This window comes from Mycoplasma yeatsii GM274B (assembly GCF_000875755.1).
In the GTDB taxonomy this organism is placed as follows: Bacteria; Bacillota_I; Bacilli_A; order Mycoplasmatales; family Mycoplasmataceae; genus Mycoplasma; species Mycoplasma yeatsii.
Genome location: NZ_CP007520.1, coordinates 839,645 through 856,778, shown reverse-complemented (window position 1 = coordinate 856,778; position 17,134 = coordinate 839,645). Strand labels below are relative to the sequence as shown.

Annotated in this window: 15 protein-coding genes; 14 read left to right on the top strand and 1 reads right to left on the bottom strand. The window is 25.5% G+C overall.

The window, feature by feature from the left end; translation table 4 throughout:
• Positions 1-23: 23 nt before the first annotated feature.
• A complete protein-coding gene (locus MYE_RS03775; RefSeq protein ID WP_042733568.1) occupies positions 24-1,946 on the bottom strand; it encodes a type IA DNA topoisomerase in 1,923 nt (640 codons plus the stop codon).
• A 149-nt stretch (positions 1,947-2,095) separates the two neighbouring features.
• Here MYE_RS03775 and MYE_RS03770 point away from each other — a divergent pair, with 149 nt between their 5' ends.
• From MYE_RS03770 to prmC, 14 genes are all read left to right on the top strand, one after another.
• Positions 2,096-3,376 carry a BspA family leucine-rich repeat surface protein gene (locus MYE_RS03770; protein WP_052491427.1) on the top strand — a complete coding sequence of 427 codons (1,281 nt, stop codon included), beginning with the start codon at positions 2,096-2,098 and terminating at the stop codon, positions 3,374-3,376.
• Entirely contained in the window at positions 3,357-4,241 is an 885-nt protein-coding gene (locus MYE_RS03765) for a hypothetical protein (protein ID WP_042733567.1), read from the top strand. The genes MYE_RS03770 and MYE_RS03765 overlap by 20 nt, the downstream gene beginning before the upstream one ends.
• Positions 4,242-4,493: 252 nt before the next feature.
• Positions 4,494-5,945 (top strand): glutamate--tRNA ligase, encoded by a 1,452-nt coding sequence (gltX, locus tag MYE_RS03760; RefSeq protein WP_042733566.1) that lies wholly within the window; start codon positions 4,494-4,496, stop codon positions 5,943-5,945.
• A gap of 9 nt (positions 5,946-5,954) precedes the next feature.
• Positions 5,955-7,175, top strand: coding sequence for an HD domain-containing protein (locus MYE_RS03755; RefSeq protein WP_004428877.1), 1,221 nt, complete (start codon positions 5,955-5,957; stop codon positions 7,173-7,175).
• Between the two features lie 18 nt (positions 7,176-7,193).
• Positions 7,194-7,622: a DNA-directed RNA polymerase subunit delta gene (gene rpoE, locus MYE_RS03750; protein WP_042733565.1), complete on the top strand. Its 429-nt coding sequence runs from the start codon at positions 7,194-7,196 to the stop codon at positions 7,620-7,622.
• A gap of 83 nt (positions 7,623-7,705) precedes the next feature.
• Positions 7,706-9,307 (top strand): CTP synthase, encoded by a 1,602-nt coding sequence (locus MYE_RS03745; RefSeq protein ID WP_042733564.1) that lies wholly within the window; start codon positions 7,706-7,708, stop codon positions 9,305-9,307.
• Positions 9,308-9,378: 71 nt separating this feature from the next.
• Entirely contained in the window at positions 9,379-10,218 is an 840-nt protein-coding gene (locus MYE_RS03740; protein WP_042733563.1) for a hypothetical protein, read from the top strand.
• Positions 10,219-10,332: 114 nt separating this feature from the next.
• Positions 10,333-11,223, top strand: coding sequence for a class II fructose-1,6-bisphosphate aldolase (gene fba / locus MYE_RS03735; RefSeq protein ID WP_042733562.1), 891 nt, complete (start codon positions 10,333-10,335; stop codon positions 11,221-11,223).
• Between the two features lie 135 nt (positions 11,224-11,358).
• Complete coding sequence (gene rpmE / locus MYE_RS03730; protein WP_004428921.1) at positions 11,359-11,640, top strand: 50S ribosomal protein L31; 282 nt, start codon at positions 11,359-11,361, stop codon at positions 11,638-11,640.
• A 98-nt stretch (positions 11,641-11,738) separates the two neighbouring features.
• On the top strand, positions 11,739-13,616 hold the full coding sequence (locus tag MYE_RS03725) for a regulator of G-protein signaling domain-containing protein (RefSeq protein WP_042733561.1): 1,878 nt from the start codon (positions 11,739-11,741) through the stop codon (positions 13,614-13,616).
• A 1-nt stretch (position 13,617) separates the two neighbouring features.
• Positions 13,618-14,562 (top strand): DHH family phosphoesterase, encoded by a 945-nt coding sequence (locus tag MYE_RS03720; RefSeq protein WP_042733560.1) that lies wholly within the window; start codon positions 13,618-13,620, stop codon positions 14,560-14,562.
• Between the two features lie 4 nt (positions 14,563-14,566).
• Complete coding sequence (locus MYE_RS03715) at positions 14,567-15,193, top strand: thymidine kinase (protein ID WP_042733559.1); 627 nt, start codon at positions 14,567-14,569, stop codon at positions 15,191-15,193.
• Between the two features lie 3 nt (positions 15,194-15,196).
• Entirely contained in the window at positions 15,197-16,288 is a 1,092-nt protein-coding gene (gene prfA / locus MYE_RS03710) for a peptide chain release factor 1 (protein WP_004428928.1), read from the top strand.
• Positions 16,281-17,129, top strand: a complete 849-nt coding sequence (gene prmC / locus MYE_RS03705) for a peptide chain release factor N(5)-glutamine methyltransferase (protein ID WP_042733558.1) — start codon at positions 16,281-16,283, stop codon at positions 17,127-17,129. The genes prfA and prmC overlap by 8 nt, the downstream gene beginning before the upstream one ends.
• Positions 17,130-17,134: the final 5 nt, after the last annotated feature.

The following is a 17,134-nucleotide window of genomic DNA, read 5'->3' as shown; positions in this document are numbered from 1 at the left end:
ACATTTTATTTTCTTAAAAAAGATTAGTTTTCATCAGTATTTTTATCATCTTTTGATGCTGGAACATATTCTTTTCAAGTTCCATCTGGTTGTTCATATTCTCTATATCCACAACCTGTTGTAGTGAAATTAGAACATCCTCTACCTCTATTAAATTTAGATTTAATATATACTAAATTAGCTTCTTTACATCTTGGACATAAAATATCAGTTTGAGCTTGAGAAACATCTTCTTTTACTTTTTTATCTAGTGAATGATAAATATCTTGCAATCAACTAACATAGTTAAATGATCCTTCACTAATTTTATCTAATTTATCTTCCATATCAGCAGTATAGTTTAGATTGAAAAAGTCTTGATATTGACTATATAAGAATTGATTTGCTTCATAACCTTTATTTGTAACGATAATAGGTTTTGATTTTGGATATTCTACATATTGACGATCTTTTAATTTAGTTAAGATTGGGTTATATGTTGAAGGTCTACCTATTCCTAAGTTTTTTAATTCTTTAATTAAACTTGCTTGGTTAAACATTTTAGGTGGATTAGTTTTAGCATCTTCAACTTTAATGTGATCTTTTGAAATAGTTAATTCAAATCCTTGTTTAAATTCAAAACTTGGTTTTTGTTTTGAAATTTCTTCAATTTCATCATCTTCAGTTACTTCAACGTTTTCATCACTCGATGAGTGTTTAATTGCTTGATAACCTAAATCTAAAACTTCTTGTCAAGATTGTTTAAATTCATATCCTTCATTTTTAAATGTTCATCTATGATTAAATCCGCTAGGACCTTTCATTAATGACTTAATAGAGTTTCATCAAATTAAACTGTAAACTCTTTGTTGAGTTTTATCTTCAATTTCTAAAATCGCTTTTTCAGGAGTCATTGAAATATCAGTTGGTCTAATTGATTCGTGGGCTTCTTGACTGTTTAGATCTTTTTTGCCTACAACAGGTTCTTTAAATAGATTCTCTGAATAGTTTTTAGAAATATACTCTTTAGCATCTTTAATAAATTGATCTGAATATTTTACTGAATCTGTACGAATATAAGTAATATAACCTTCTTCATACAATTTTTGAGCAGCTACTGTAATTTGACCAGCACTTAATTTCAATTTACTAAATCCATCTTGTAATAATCCTGCAGTTGAGTAAGGTTTAAAACTTCTAGTTTCAAAAGCTACTGATTTATAATCACTACATTTATAAACTTCAGATAATTGATCGATAATTTCTTTTGATTGATTTTCACTTATATAGTAAGTTTTTTCAGTATTTACTGTTTTATTATTTTTATCTTTAGTTAAATTTAAATTAATATTGTTTTTATTATCAATTACAAAAATCTTTTTATATAGAACTTCTTTAAATTGTTTTATGATCTCATCACGTGTAGTTAAAATGTTTAATGCTGGAGTTTGAACACGTCCCGCGCTCATTAAACCAGTTGATTTTTGTAATGATTTTGAAACAAGATAACCGATAATTTTATCTAGCATTTGTCTTGCGAATTGAGCTTGAACTAAGTTCATATCAATATCTCTTAAATTATTAAACGCTTCAATAACTGCGTCTTTTGTAATTTCATTAAATGTTGCACGTTTAATTTCTTTTTTCTTACCATCAAATAAACTAGCTAAGTGTCACGCAATAGCTTCTCCTTCTCGATCTGGATCGGAAGCTAAAACTATTAGATCAGCATTTTTACCTTCTTTTTTAATTTGACTAACAATTTTTGCTCTTGTTTTTTCAACTGTAAATTGAGGTTGCATTGTTTCTAGATCAATTCCTAATCCTCAAGTTCCTTTATCAGCAATTTTTGAAATATGTCCACCACTAGCTAAAACTGTGTATTCATTTTCTTTAAAACCTTCTTCAAGATAATGTTTAATCTTATCTATTTTAGATGGTGACTCTAGTAAAACTAATACCTTCATTTTCATACTCCTTATCATTAAAGTATTTTATAACAAATATTTTATATTTTTTCTATTAATTATGCATCAAGTGAAATTTAGCACTTTATTTTTTTTTTTTTTTTGCAATAGAATAGGAATAGTCATTCTAAAAAAGAAAAGAGGATAGTATGAAAATAACTAGAAAAATTGTATTTTTAATGGGTTCATTATTTTTCTTTATTGCATCAGGAGCAACAATACTTGGGGTACATTTTATTAAAAAAGATCATAATAATAAAATAGAAAAAATAAAAAGTATTTGAGAAGAAGAATATAAAGGAAGATTTAAATTAAAATATCATCTAGACCACAGTGTAAGAGATAATATACCTACTAAAGAAACATTATTAAATTCATTTAATAACTTAATTAAAAAGAATAACGTTAATGCACAAATTAAATATATTGAAGATAATAACTTACAAGATATTATAAAAGAAGAAGAAAATTTAAAATTTATTTATAAAAATACCATTTTAAATTTAAACGTAGGTAAATTTGATAGTGAAAAAATTAAACATGTGTATAAAGAAAAAAATATAGATTCTAGAAGAAATAATCCTAAACAAGTAGTTAAAATTGGATATTTTTTAAAAAAAGATGGGACATTTGAAACAAGTGTATTTGATCAAAATACAGATACTGTTCCCAATAAACTACCTATTGCAATCAATAGTTTAAAAAATGCTTTTCACAGTAATATAAACAAAACAATTAATGGTATTGAAGCTTGAGATATTTCAAATGTAACTGATATGAGTAGTATGTTTTGACGAGCAGAAAACTTTAACCAAGACATATCTAATTGAGACACTTCAAATGTAACTAATATGAGCTACATGTTTTTCAATAACTGAAATTTCAATCAAAATATAGGCAAATGAAACACTTCAAATGTAACTAACATGCATAGTATGTTTCATATCGCAACCAAATTTAATCAGGACTTATCAAACTGAGACACATCAAATGTAACTCAAATGTATCAAATGTTTTATCTTGCAAGAAGTTTTAATGGATCAATAGGTAACTGAAACACTTCAAAAGTTCAATTGATGGGTTTTATGTTTAATGGTGCTGAATCTTTCAACCAAGACATATCCAATTGAGACACTTCGAATGTATGAAATATGGAATATATGTTTTCATCAACTAATAACTTCAACCAAGACATATCAAACTGAGACACTTCAAATGTTACAACAATGGAAGGTATGTTCAGAGATGCAAAAAAATTTGACCAAAACTTATCAAATTGAAACGTTAATAAAGTTGATGAATTTAATAACTTTATTAGAGACGCAAAAAAAATGAACGAGAATAAAATTCCGAAAAAGTTTTGCAATAGAATAAAAATAGTTATTTTATTAAGAAAGGAAAAATGTATAAATGAATACAAATCAAGATAACAAAAATCTGATTTTAGGTGGATCTATATTTTCATTAATTACTGGATTTGGATCACTCATTTTTTGAACTATTACTTTATTAGGATCTAGTACACTTTTTTGATGATTTTCAGATTATGGACTTAAAACTTTATTATTTTTAATTTGAGCATCAAACGTTTCATCATTAGTGCTTTCAATTTTATGTTTAGTGCCTGCAACAAGTTCTAAAAAAGGATTAGTTATGACAACTGGTATTTTTAATATAGTATTTGGAACAATTGTTGGTGGAGTTTTATTATTAATTGGTGCAAGCAACATGAATGTTAATAACAATACAAATCAATTGAATTTAAATAATCAAGAAAATATTCAACCAATTAATGTACAAGTTGAAAACAAACCTGTAAAAAAAGTTGAAAAAACAAAAGAAGTTGAACAAGTAAAAGAAATTTATTCTGAAAATAAAAACTTAAATAACTTTAATGTTACTTGCAAAACTAAATTTAACTATAAAATAGCTTTAGTTCTAGGATTAGTATTAACAATGATTGGTTCTGCTGTTTGAATAGGATATACAGGATATGAATTAGACCAAGCACTAATGCCACCATCTTCACATGGTTGAGATTGAAATTCTAGATTAACTTATATTGTTAATACAGCATTAAGATTAATTACCTATTCAACTCTTTTCATTTTATCTATAGTTGGGTTGATAACTATCAAAAAAGAATACTTAACTATCAATATTTTATGTGCCGCAACAGGAATAGCATTAGTTCCTATGAATTATATAGCAGCTATTGGTGGAACTATTATATTACTAGCTTTAGTGTTTAATTGAGTTGTTAATTCAAAATTAAACTGTAAAAATAACAATTAATAGTCGAAAGAGACTATTTTTATTTTGTAATTATTTAAAAAATAGAAGTATTAGTTGAATCAAAAACAAAAAAGAATATTAATAGATATCTAAAATTTTATTTATTTTATGAAAATAGGTAAAATTTTTTTATTTTTTTCTAATACCTATATGAAGAGTAAAAATACTGTTTTTATTCTACTAAAAAACAAACTTTATTGTTAAATTTAAATTTGGTATTATAATCTATACGATTATAAAGGAGATTTTTATATGTCATATAGATTACGTTATGCGCCATCACCAACTGGTTTTTTACATATTGGAAACACTAGAACTGCTTTAATGGACTATTTATTTGCTAAACATTACAATGGTAGTTTTATTGTAAGAATTGAAGATACTGATTTAGCTAGAAATGTTGAAAATGCAATTGAATCACAATTTGAAAATCTAAATTGATTAGGTATTATTGCGGATGAATCTATCTTTAATCCAGGAGATGCAAAATATGGTAAATATATGCAATCTGAAAAATTTGATAGATATAGAGAATTAGCTAACCAATTAATTGATAAAAAATTGGCTTATAAATGTTTTTGTACTAGTGAAGAACTAGAAAAAGATTACGAACAACAAACAGCTCAAGGAATTGTTGCTACTAAATATTCTCAAAAATGTTTAAACTTATCTGATGAAGAAATCAAAAAGAATTTAGAAGATAAAAAAGAATTCTCAATTCGTTTCAAAGTTCCTGAGAATAAAACTTGAGCAATTAATGATATGGTAAGAGGTCAAGTTAGTTTTGAATCAAAAGATTTAGGTGATTTTGTAATTGTTAAAAGTAATGGAATAGCAACTTATAATTTTGCTGTTGTTGTTGATGATTATGATATGGAAATTACTCACGTTTTAAGAGGAGAAGAACACATTTCAAACACACCTCGACAAATGATGATTTATGATGCATTTAATTGAGATTATCCAACATTTGGTCACTTAACATTAATTGTTGATTCAACTGGTAAAAAACTATCAAAAAGAAGTGGTAATGCATTATTCTTTATTGAACAATACAAAAACCAAGGTTATCTACCTGAAGCGATGTTTAACTATATAGCTTTATTAGGTTGATCTCCAGAAGGTGAAAAAGAAATATTATCAAAAGAAGAATTAATAGAAATATTTGATGAGAAACGTTTTAGTAAATCTCCTTCTACTTTTGATATGGTTAAGATGAAATGGATTAATTCAGTTTATATGAAACAACTAACTGATGAACAATATTTAGATTTTGTAATTAAATTTATTGATACAACTAGATTTGATATTTCACAAAAAGATTCAAGTTGATTAAATACAGTTTTACTATTATTTAAAAAAGAATTAGAATATGCTAGTCAGATTAATAAACATTTAGATTTATTCTTTAATGATATCGATGTAGATCAAGCTACATTAGATGAATTAAATAATTTAAATAATTATGAAAATTTAATTAATATATTTGAAGAAAAAATAATTAATTTAAATGAGTGAAGTGTTGAAAATATTAAATTAATTATTAAAGAATCGGGACAAATTGTTAATGTTAAAGGAAAAGATTTATTTATGCCGATAAGAATCTTTGCTTCAAAATCACAACACGGTCCTAGTTTAGCAGATGTGATATTCTTATTAGGAAAAGATAAAGTTTTAAACAACATAAATTCTTTTAAAAAATAGGTGATAAATATGTACGAAAAAGTTATAAGAGATAATGTTCATGGTGATATTTATTTCGATCATCCAATATATATAGAAATTATTAATTCTAGTGAAATGCAAAGATTAAGAAGAATACTTCAACTAGCAGGAAGTCAATTTGCTTATCCTAGCGCAACTCACACACGTTTTAGTCATTGTATTGGTGTATATCATGTTTTACAACAATTTTTAAAAAATAGAGATTTTAAATTAATTGATCAAAAAGAACAAATGTTAGTTAAACTAGCAGGATTATTACACGATGTTGGTCATGCTGCTTTTTCTCACACATTTGAAAGAATCACAAACAAATCTCACGAAAGTTACACAACAGAAATTATTAAAAATGTTGATGGAAATATTAATAAAATTCTAAAAAAATATGATATTAATCCAGACGATATCGTTGCTATTATTGATGGAACATATAAAAATAACATCATTAATTTATTAGTAAGTTCTCAAATTGATGCTGATAGATTTGACTATTTAATTCGTGATTCATATAATTGTGGAGTTGATTATGCAACTTTAGATGTTAAATGATTAATTAGAAATGCAAAAATTAGAGATAACAAAATTGTTTTTCCACACAAAACCATTTATGCAATTGAATCATATTTACTAGGAAGATATCATATGTATCAACAAGTATATAATCATAAAACTTCAATTAGTTTTGATGTTATGTTTTCAACATGATTTAAAAGAATTAAATACTTAGCTGATAATAATTACAAGTTCAAAGATAATAGAATTTATGAATTATTTGGTGCATTATTTGAAAATAAGCCAATTAAATTAAAAGAATATCTTCAAATTGATGATTATTTAATGTTTAATATATTTGCTAATTGCCAAAACGAACAAGATCAAATATTAAGTGATCTTTCAAAAAGAATTAATAATAGAGAATTATTTGTTTGCAAAAGTGAACAAATAGTTGAAAAAGATAAAATATTAGATAAATTGAAAGAAAAAGGATACGATCCTGAATATTATTTTCTAAAAACAGTTTCAAAACCTGCAGTTATGTATAAAATAGAACATGGGGCAAAAAAAGACGAACATATTTACTTATTTAACGAAAAAACAAATAAGATCGACGCTTTAGAAAATATTAGCCTTTTATCGTGTGCTATAAAAGAAAACAATAATCAAAAAAATGAAATTAAATACTTATTTCCTAAAGACTTAGAAATAAAGTAGTAGAAAGAGACTATAAAAATGAACAAAAAAACAAATTTAAATTTAGTTTATGACTATTTACTGGCAAATAAAAAACCAACAACTTTATTAAATATTTGAAATGAAATTTCTAAAGATGTTGTAAGTCAGAAAAAAGATGAAATGTCAGTTATTGCTGATTTATATGGAGATATGGTTTTAGATAATCGTTTTGCTTTAACATCTGAAGGTTTATGAGCATTAAGTGCAGATCCTGAAGTTGAAGATATTAAAAAACAATACGCTGCTAAACTAGAAGAAGTTGAGAAAAAACCAAAATCTGAAAACGATGAAGATCTAGATGATTCAGAAACTATTATTGATGATGAAGATCTTGAAGAAGAGTATTATGATGAAGAATACGAAGACGATGAAGAAGATGATGAAGGATTCGTTACAGTTGGTGAAGACGATTACGGAGATGAATAATTTTGAAAAGTTGTAAAACTTATGTTTTTATGACTTTTTTATTTTAGGTAAAATATAATTAACTGATACAAGGAGATAGACAAATGGCAAAATTTATATTCGTTACAGGTGGAGTAGTTTCAGGTTTAGGAAAAGGAATAACAGCTAGTTCATTAGGTGCTTTATTAAAAGCAAGTGGATTAAAAGTATTTATGCAAAAATTTGATCCTTATTTAAATGTTGATCCAGGGACAATGTCTCCATACCAACATGGTGAAGTTTTTGTTACTAGTGATGGTGGAGAAACTGATTTAGATTTAGGTCATTATGAACGTTTTACAGATGAAGAATTATCAAAAATTTCTTCAACAAGTGCAGGAAAAATTTATCTAGAAGTTATTGAAGGTGAAAGAAGAGGAGGTTCTCAAGGAAAAACTATTCAAGTAGTTCCTCATATAACTGATGCAATTAAACATAAAGTTTATTTAGCAGCTCAAAGAAGTAAAGCTGATGTTATTATTTCTGAAATTGGAGGAACAGTTGGAGATATCGAATCTCAACCATTTATTGAAGCTATTCGTCAAATTAGAATGGAACAAGGTAAAGAAAATGTAATGTTTATTCATGTTGTTTTATTATTATGATTAGCAGCGTCAAAAGAATATAAAACAAAACCAATACAACATTCAGTTAGAGAATTATTAAGCTTAGGAATTCAACCAGATGTTATTGTTTCAAGAAGTGATAAAAGTTCGCCTCAAGAAATTAAAGAAAAAGTTTCACTATTTTGTAATGTTCCAACAGAAAACATTATTGATGCAGTAGATCAAGATTCTATTTATAGAGTTCCTTTAGCAATGGCTGAACAAAATTTACACAAATTAGTAATTGATCAATTAAAATTAAACGCTAAACCAATTGATCTATCATCATGAAAAGAATTTAACAAAAAAATTGATACTTCAAAAGAAACAATTGAAGTAACATTTGTAGGTAAATATATCGAATTACAAGATGCTTATCTTTCTGTTATTGAATCATTAAAAATAGCTGGATGAGAATTTAATAAAAAAGTTAAAATTAAATGAATTCAAGCTGATAAACTAAACGAACACAACTATAAAGAAGTTCTAAAAGACTCACAAGCTATTTTAGTTCCAGGTGGTTTTGGAAACCGTGGTATTGAAGGAATGATGTTAGCAAGTAGATTTGCAAGAGAAAATGATATACCTTATTTAGGAATTTGTTTAGGAATGCAAATCGCTACAATCTCAATGGCTAGAGATTTATTAGGTTGAAAAGATGCTAACTCAACTGAATTTGATGAAACAACATCTCATGCGATTTTTGATTATATAAGAGGAATCGATCGTCATAACATTGGTGGAACATTAAGACTAGGAACAATGGCTACTAGATTAGAAAAAGACTCAATTGCTCAAAAATTATATAATTCAGATAATGCTTATGAAAGACATAGACATAGATATGAATTTAATAATGAATACAAAAAAGATTTAGAAAGTGTTGGACTAAGATTTTCAGGAATATATGAAGAACAAAATTTAGTTGAAATTGTTGAAATTCCTAAATTAAAATTCTTTGTTGCAAGTCAATTCCACCCTGAATTTACATCTCGTCCTAACAAACCAAGTCCATTATTTAAAGGATTTATCGAAGCCGTTGTTAATAACATTAAAAAATAATAAATTATCACTTTAAAATCTAATAAGAAATTATTAGATAAAGTGATTTTTATTAAAAAAGAGGTGAATATATGATTATTAAAATTGATGATTATTCCAATTTACAATGAGTAGGAATTTTTATTGGAGTTATTTGTTTAATATTTGGTATAGTTCTTTTTCAATTAAGATGATCATATTTAATTTTTAATAAACAATTAAAAGTAAGAAAAAAAGTATTTGATAAATTATTAAAAATTGATGATTATCCGTTATTAAATAAAAAGATTTTAACTTCTTATCTAACTATTTGTGCAGGTTGTATGTTACTTTGTTTATTTTTTGTAATTATAATATTTAACCTTTTAGAAAAAACTTTAATACAAAAAATTTCAGCTAGTTTATTAGATATATTTTTTATTAAACCTAATGGGTTATGATGATCTACAACACTTATTTTTATATTATTGATTTCAGAACTTTTATCTTTTAGTATTTTAGTTTTTTACATAATTAAAGTATTTAAAGATAAAAATATTATTGCTGAAAAAAATCAACAAAAACTTGAACAACATTTTAAACAATTAAAAGAAGAATTTATTTCTGATTCAGAATATAAAGACTTTAAAATTTTATATAATAATCAAAATAAATTTATTAGTTGAAGAACAAAAACATCAGTTGAATATTTAAATAAAAAAATTCAAAAACTAAAAGAAACTTATATTAATTCAGCTGAATACGATTTTAAATTAGCAATATTATTTGTTGAATATATTCACACTTGAACTTTTCTATTTATGATTACTGATAAAAAGTTATTTAAAAAACGTGAGAATTATTCAGTTGTAGTTAACAACAAAGATGTTATTAATTTAGATGATTTACCAGAGATTTTAATTAAAAACTTTTTTACAGTTGCTTATAAATAATTAATTTATTTAGTTAAAAATTTAGATATATTTTCACCATATGAGATGCTAACAATATAGTTGTATAAATGATATTATTATATAGACGCAACAAGGTAAGGAGATTATTACAAAATGCCAAAACTATATCACAACCGTTTAGTTAATGCTAAACAAATGGTAAAAGACGCTCATGCTAAAAAATATGCAATCGGGCACTTTAATATTAATAACTTAGAATGAACAAAAGCTATCTTAGAAGCAGCTCAAGCTTCAAACACTCCAGTTATTTTAGGAACTAGTGAAGGTGCTATTAAATACATGGGTGGAGTTGAAACTGTTGTTGGAATGGTTAACGGATTATTAGACTTTTTAGATATTACTGTTCCAGTTGCTTTACATTTAGATCATGGACAAAGTGTTGAAATGGCTAAAAAATGTATTTTAGCCGGTTATTCATCAGTTATGTTTGATGGATCACACTATCCATATGAACAAAACTTAGAAATGACAAAAGAATTAATTAAATTTGCTGATGAATACGAAGTTTCAGTTGAAGCTGAAATCGGTTCAATTGGTGGAGAAGAAGATGGTGTTGTTGGACAAGGTGAATTAGCAGATCCAAAACAAGCTGAAGAAATTTCAAAAACTGGAATTGCTATGTTAGCTGCTGGAATCGGAAACATTCATGGTAAATATCCAAGTTGATGAGAATCACTATCATTCGACACATTAGAAAAATTACAACAAGCAAGCAATATGCCAATGGTATTACATGGTGGATCAGGAATCCCTCAAGATCAAGTTAAAAAAGCAATCTCAATGGGAATTTCAAAAATTAACGTTAATACTGAATTGCAATTAGCATTTAGAGATGCTACAAGAAAATATGTTGAAGCAGGTAAAGACTTAGATGATAATACAAAAGGATTTGATCCACGTAAATTATTAAAACCTGGTTATGAAGCATTAAAATCAACATTCTTAGAATTAACAGAATGATTTGGATGCAAAGGTAAAGCTTAATAATTTTGATAATTCATATATAATTTAAAATTTTAAAGTAATCTTAACTTTAAAATTTTTATTTTTTTAAATTTTGTTATATACTATATAACGTATCAAATATCGAAATGATAACATAGCGAAAGGAGAAAGACTATGCCAAGAAATGATATTCAACCAAAATACTTTAACGAAGCTAAATTCGTTTGTACAACTTGTTCTAATGAATGAGTATGTGGTACAACTAAAGCAGAAGAAATAAGACTTGATATTTGTTCAAATTGTCACCCATTCTTTACTGGAGCTCAAACATTCGTTAACAATGCTGGTCGTGTTGAACAATTCAAATCTAAATTTGCTAAAAGAGATTCTATTAAAGCTGCTGCTGAAAAACACTCAGCTGATCAAAAAGCAAAAAACAAAGAAAACAAAAAATAGTTTTTTAACAACATTTACTCGCAACTACGTTGTGAGTTTTTCTTTTTTAAAGTTAAATAATTTAAAATATATTTATATAATGGATTGGAGGAAAATTAATGTCATATAAATTCAGTGAGTTAACTTTTCTAACCAAAGATCCTAAAATAGAAAGAATTAACTTTACTGCTGGTGATGGCGAAATAATTAATGTAGTTATTCGTCAACCTAACAAATTCAATTTCTTTAAAAGAGTTTTATTAGGTAAAGAAAAAAATAAAACAGGAAGATATCAAATTGATGAAATTGATATTGTAAATAAAAGATTTGTTAAAAATAATGTTGAATACATTAAAAACAATAACTTTTTCCAACGTTTAATTCCTGCTAAATGAGTTTTAGTATTATCACTACTTTTCAATACTAGATTTTTAAGAAAAGCTTCTGTTTCTTATATTGAAGAAAAATATAATTATTTATCATTTGTTGCTTCTAAAAATGAAAGTAATGATTTAAAAGTTAGAAAAAACATTGATAAAGTAATATCTCAATTTATAACTAACTCAACAACAACAGAACAAAAAGTTTTAAACGATTATCTAAAAAAATTATTAAAATACAATCAGAAAAAACCTTTAGATATTTTTAAAGATTTTCCTGTTCAAATAAGAGTTTTATCTAAATTAATTGAAAACTTAAAAGTAACTGTAAGAATTAATCAATTAATGCTAATGTTTCAACAAATTATGTGAGATAACATTTATGCATTTGATGAACTAAGAGATTCTTGTTCTTGTGAATACAATATTAAAAGATCATCAAATAGAGAATTGAAAAAGAATTGAAGAAAATTTACTTATTCACAGACCAAATATGCAGTAGGTAAACAACTTAAAATAATAGGTTCAAAAATTACTGAATTAAGAATTGCAATTTATAGAGATAATAAAAAACTAAAACAATTTCAAAAACAATTAGATTTTGAATTTAAAAAATATTTTAAACAGTCTGAAATCTCTAAAGAATCATATAACAAAGTTGAATGAGCATATAAAAATTGACAAAAAACAGTCGAAGATCAACTTTCTGATATTGAACATAAACAAAAAGAAGATATGTTAGGTTTACTTCGTCAAGAATGTAAAATGATAGGAAAACAAATCGCATATCTAATTCATAAATATCACGAACAAATTCTTTCTGGTAATGCTAAATATAATAATAAAAATGAATTTTTAGTTTTAAAAAAATATTACAAGGATCAAATTAAAAATATTTTCCAACAAGCTTCAGAATGAATGAGTGAAAACGTTGAAAAATACAACATGAAATTTCAATGATTTATTAAAAGTAGTTTTCAAATATCATCATTAAACATCATCTATATTAAAATGCTAAAAGCTATTAATTTAGGTAAGAGAAATATTGTTTTTTCAAATCTTACTCAACTTTTAAATCCTAAAGATTTTGATAAATTAACAGAAACTATTAAACGTATTAGAGAACTTAATCCTATGTTAACATTTGTATTTTTAAATGATTCATTAAGATATGTTCCTGATCTTTCAAAAACAATTTACAGTGTTTATAACAATGAAATGCAACTTTTATCAGCTGAAGATATATTTGATATTAGTTTAGAGCAAAACATTCTACCTCACTACAACAATTTAAAATATAAAAAGCTAGAAAATAATCAAGTTGAAGTAGAAAATAAAAACTGAAATTTAGAAAATAACGAAATTAGTGATAATGGAACAATCTATTTAAATCCTTTTAGAGTAAATTTAAGTTTCGGTGGAAGAGATAATTTACCAATCATTTTAAGATTAGTAAAATCTAATAGGTTTATTGATAAAAACATTTATTGTGGAGTTACCGAGTATAAAACAAAAATATTTTTCTATAATAAAACAATTCAACTAAAAAATAATGACAAAATAGTTGTTCACGTAGATAGAAAAAGTATAAGCAAAATAATTTCTGAAGAGGTGTAGAATGCTAGATAATAAAAAATGTGAAAAATTAGTTGAAAAAATTAAACAATACGACAACATAATCATCGCAAAACATAAACTACCTGATTGAGATGCTCAAGGTAGTGCTATGGGTCTTGCTTATATAATTGAAAAGAATTTTGAAAACAAAAAGATCTTTGTTGTTGGTGAAAGATTAAATGATGATGTAGATTTTTTAAATAATGAAATTAGTGATGAGTTTGTTGAAAATTCACTATTAATTACAGTTGATACAGCAGTTAAATCACGTATTGATTTTGATAAAGTTGAACTAGTTAAAGAAATATTTAAAGTTGATCATCATATTAATGTTGAAGATTATGCTGATAATGATTTAATTTTAGATTCATCAATTGCAAATACTGAAGTAATCACTTTATGAGCAATGAAAATGAATTTAATAATTCCTAAAAAAGCTGCACATAATTTATATTTGGGTTTATTAACTGATTCTGGAAGATTTCTATATGAAAAAACAGATTCACAAACTTTTATAGTAGCTTCTAAATTATTAGAATTTGGTGCTGATTTTAAAAAAGCAAATGATTATTTATATGTTTCATCATTAAAGATGAGAAAATGAATGAATTTCGCTTTTTCTAAAGTTAATATTACAAAAACAGGTATTGCATATATTGTTTTAACAAAAGAAGATCAAAAAGGTTGAGATTTAAATTACGAAGAAATTAAATCTTGTTTATCAACGATGGCAGGAATTGAAGAAATTAAAATTTGATTCACTGTTATTGAATATGAAGATCAATTAAAAGTGTCATTCAGAAGCCGTGATTATGAAGTTAATAAAGTTGCTGAAAAACACAACGGTGGAGGACACAAACTTGCATCAGGAGCAAGAATTGAAACCTTAGATGAAATACCAACTTTAGTACATGAATTAGAAGAGTTAATGCAAAATGGAGGGTAGAATTATGAACGATATAAACGAAGTAGAAATGAGTTGTTCAAACAACAAATTAGGTTGAATAGAATTAATTACAGGATGCATGTTTGCAGGTAAAACTGAAGAGTTTATAAGAAGATTAAAAATCATGTCTTATGCTAAGAAAAATGTTGTAGTTTTTAAACCAGGACTAGATCAACGTTACTCAAAACAATGTGTAGCTTCACACGGTGGAACAATGTTAGAATCTAATATTATTCAAAAAAGTGATGATATTAGAAAAATAGTTGAACAAGAAAATTTAATAAAAAAGGTTGAAGTTGTTGGTATAGATGAAGTACAATTTTTAGATGAAGGTGTAGTTGACTTAATCGACGAATTAGCAGATCAAGGAATCATTGTTATAGTTAATGGACTTGATAAAGATTTTAGATGTGAACCATTTAAAAATGTAGATAAACTTCTAGCAATAGCCGAGTTTGTTACAAAACTAAGAGCAAGATGTCATGTATGTGGTAATTTTGCTAATAGATCTCAAAGAATTGTTAATGGAGAACCAGCTAAATGAGATTCACCGCTAATTTTAGTTGATGGAAAAGAAAGTTATGAAGCAAGATGTAGAACTTGTTATGTACTACCTAAAAAAGGAGCTTAATTAATGAATCCAAAAACATATGAAGCATTAGAAACTATGCAAAAAAGACTAGATCAAATTAATGAAGATCTACAAAAAGAAGAAATTCTAAAAGATATTAAAAAATTCACTGAACTAAATAAAGAAAGATCTAATTTAGAAGAAGTTGTTGAAAAATTTATTGAATATAAACAAACTCAACAACAAATAATTGATGCTAAAAATATTTTAGAAAATGAAAAAGATCAAGAATTAATCGAATTAGCTAAATTAGAATTAGAAGAAAACAGTGAAAAAATTGAACCTTTAGTAAAAATAATTGAAGAAATGTTATTACCAAAAGATCCAAACGATGACAAAAACGTTATTGTTGAAATTCGTGGGGCTGCTGGTGGTGATGAAGCTAATATTTTTGCTGGTGATTTATTAAGAATGTATAGACTATATTCTGAAAAACAAGGTTGAAAAATTAATATCATGGAAGCTTCACCTGGAGAAGCTGGAGGTTATTCTCAAGTAGTATTCATGGTTAAAGGAGATCGAGTTTATTCTAAATTAAAATTCGAATCTGGTGCTCACAGAGTTCAACGTGTTCCAAAAACTGAAGCAAAAGGTAGAATTCAAACTTCAACTGCAACAGTAGCTGTTTTACCTGAAATGAGTGAAGTTGAAATCGAAATTAAAGCATCTGATTTAAGAATCGATACTTATCGTTCTTCAGGAGCTGGTGGACAACACGTTAACACTACTGATTCAGCTGTTAGAATTACTCACATTCCAACTGGAGTTGTAGCTGCTAGTCAAGATGGTAGAAGTCAACACGATAATAAAGATATAGCAATGACTATGTTAAGAGCTAAAATTTATGAAGCTGAATTAGAAAAACAACAAGCTGAAGCAGATGCTACTAGAAAAAACGCTGTTGGAACTGGTGCTAGATCTGAAAAAATTAGAACATACAACTATCCACAAAACCGTGTAACTGATCATAGAGTTGGATTAACTTTAAATAAATTAGATCAAGTTATGGAAGGAAATATCGAAGAATTTATAATTGCATTAATAAACGAAGAACAACGCCAAAAAGTTGCTGAGCAACTAGAAAATAATGCTTAATATTTATAAGGTTTTTAATAATATTTTAAATAATAAAAACATCAGCATTTCAAAAGCTGATGTTTATGCTATTTTAGAGTATGTATTAAAAAAAGATTATCAAGCAATTATAACTGATTTAGATTATCAATTAACAAATCAAGAACTAGAACATGTTGATCAAATAATAAAACTATTAGAACAAAAATACCCTTTAGCTTATATTATAAAAAGTAAATATTTTTACAATAATAAATTTTATGTTGATAATAACGTTTTAATACCAAGAGTTGAATCTGAAGAAATCATAAACTTAGTTTATGATTATGTAAAAAAAAATAATAATTTAAAAATAATTGATCTTTGTTCTGGTAGTGGTTGTTTAGGTATTAGTTTAGCTTTATTAAATAAGTTAAATAACGTTTTACTAGTCGATATTGATACTAATGCTTTAAATGTTTGTAAAACAAATATTAATAATTTCAATTTAAAAAATACTGAAATATTACAATCAGATTTTTTAGAAAATATTATTAAAAATAATATCAAAGCCAATGTAATTGTATGTAACCCTCCGTATATTGATATTAATGATGATTCTATTGCTGAAGGTGTTAAATTATATGAACCTAATATTGCATTATTTGCTAAAGATAACGGTTTATATTTTTATAAACAACTAATTAATAATATTGATAAAGTTGTAGATATTAATAATAAATTTATTATTGTTTTAGAATTTGGTTGAAATCAAAAAACAGCAATTGAGAAAATAATTAATGATAATTGTTTAAAATATAATTGAGAATTTAAAAAAGATAATTACAATAATTGAAGAAATCTAATAATTAAAAACTTTTAAAGGAA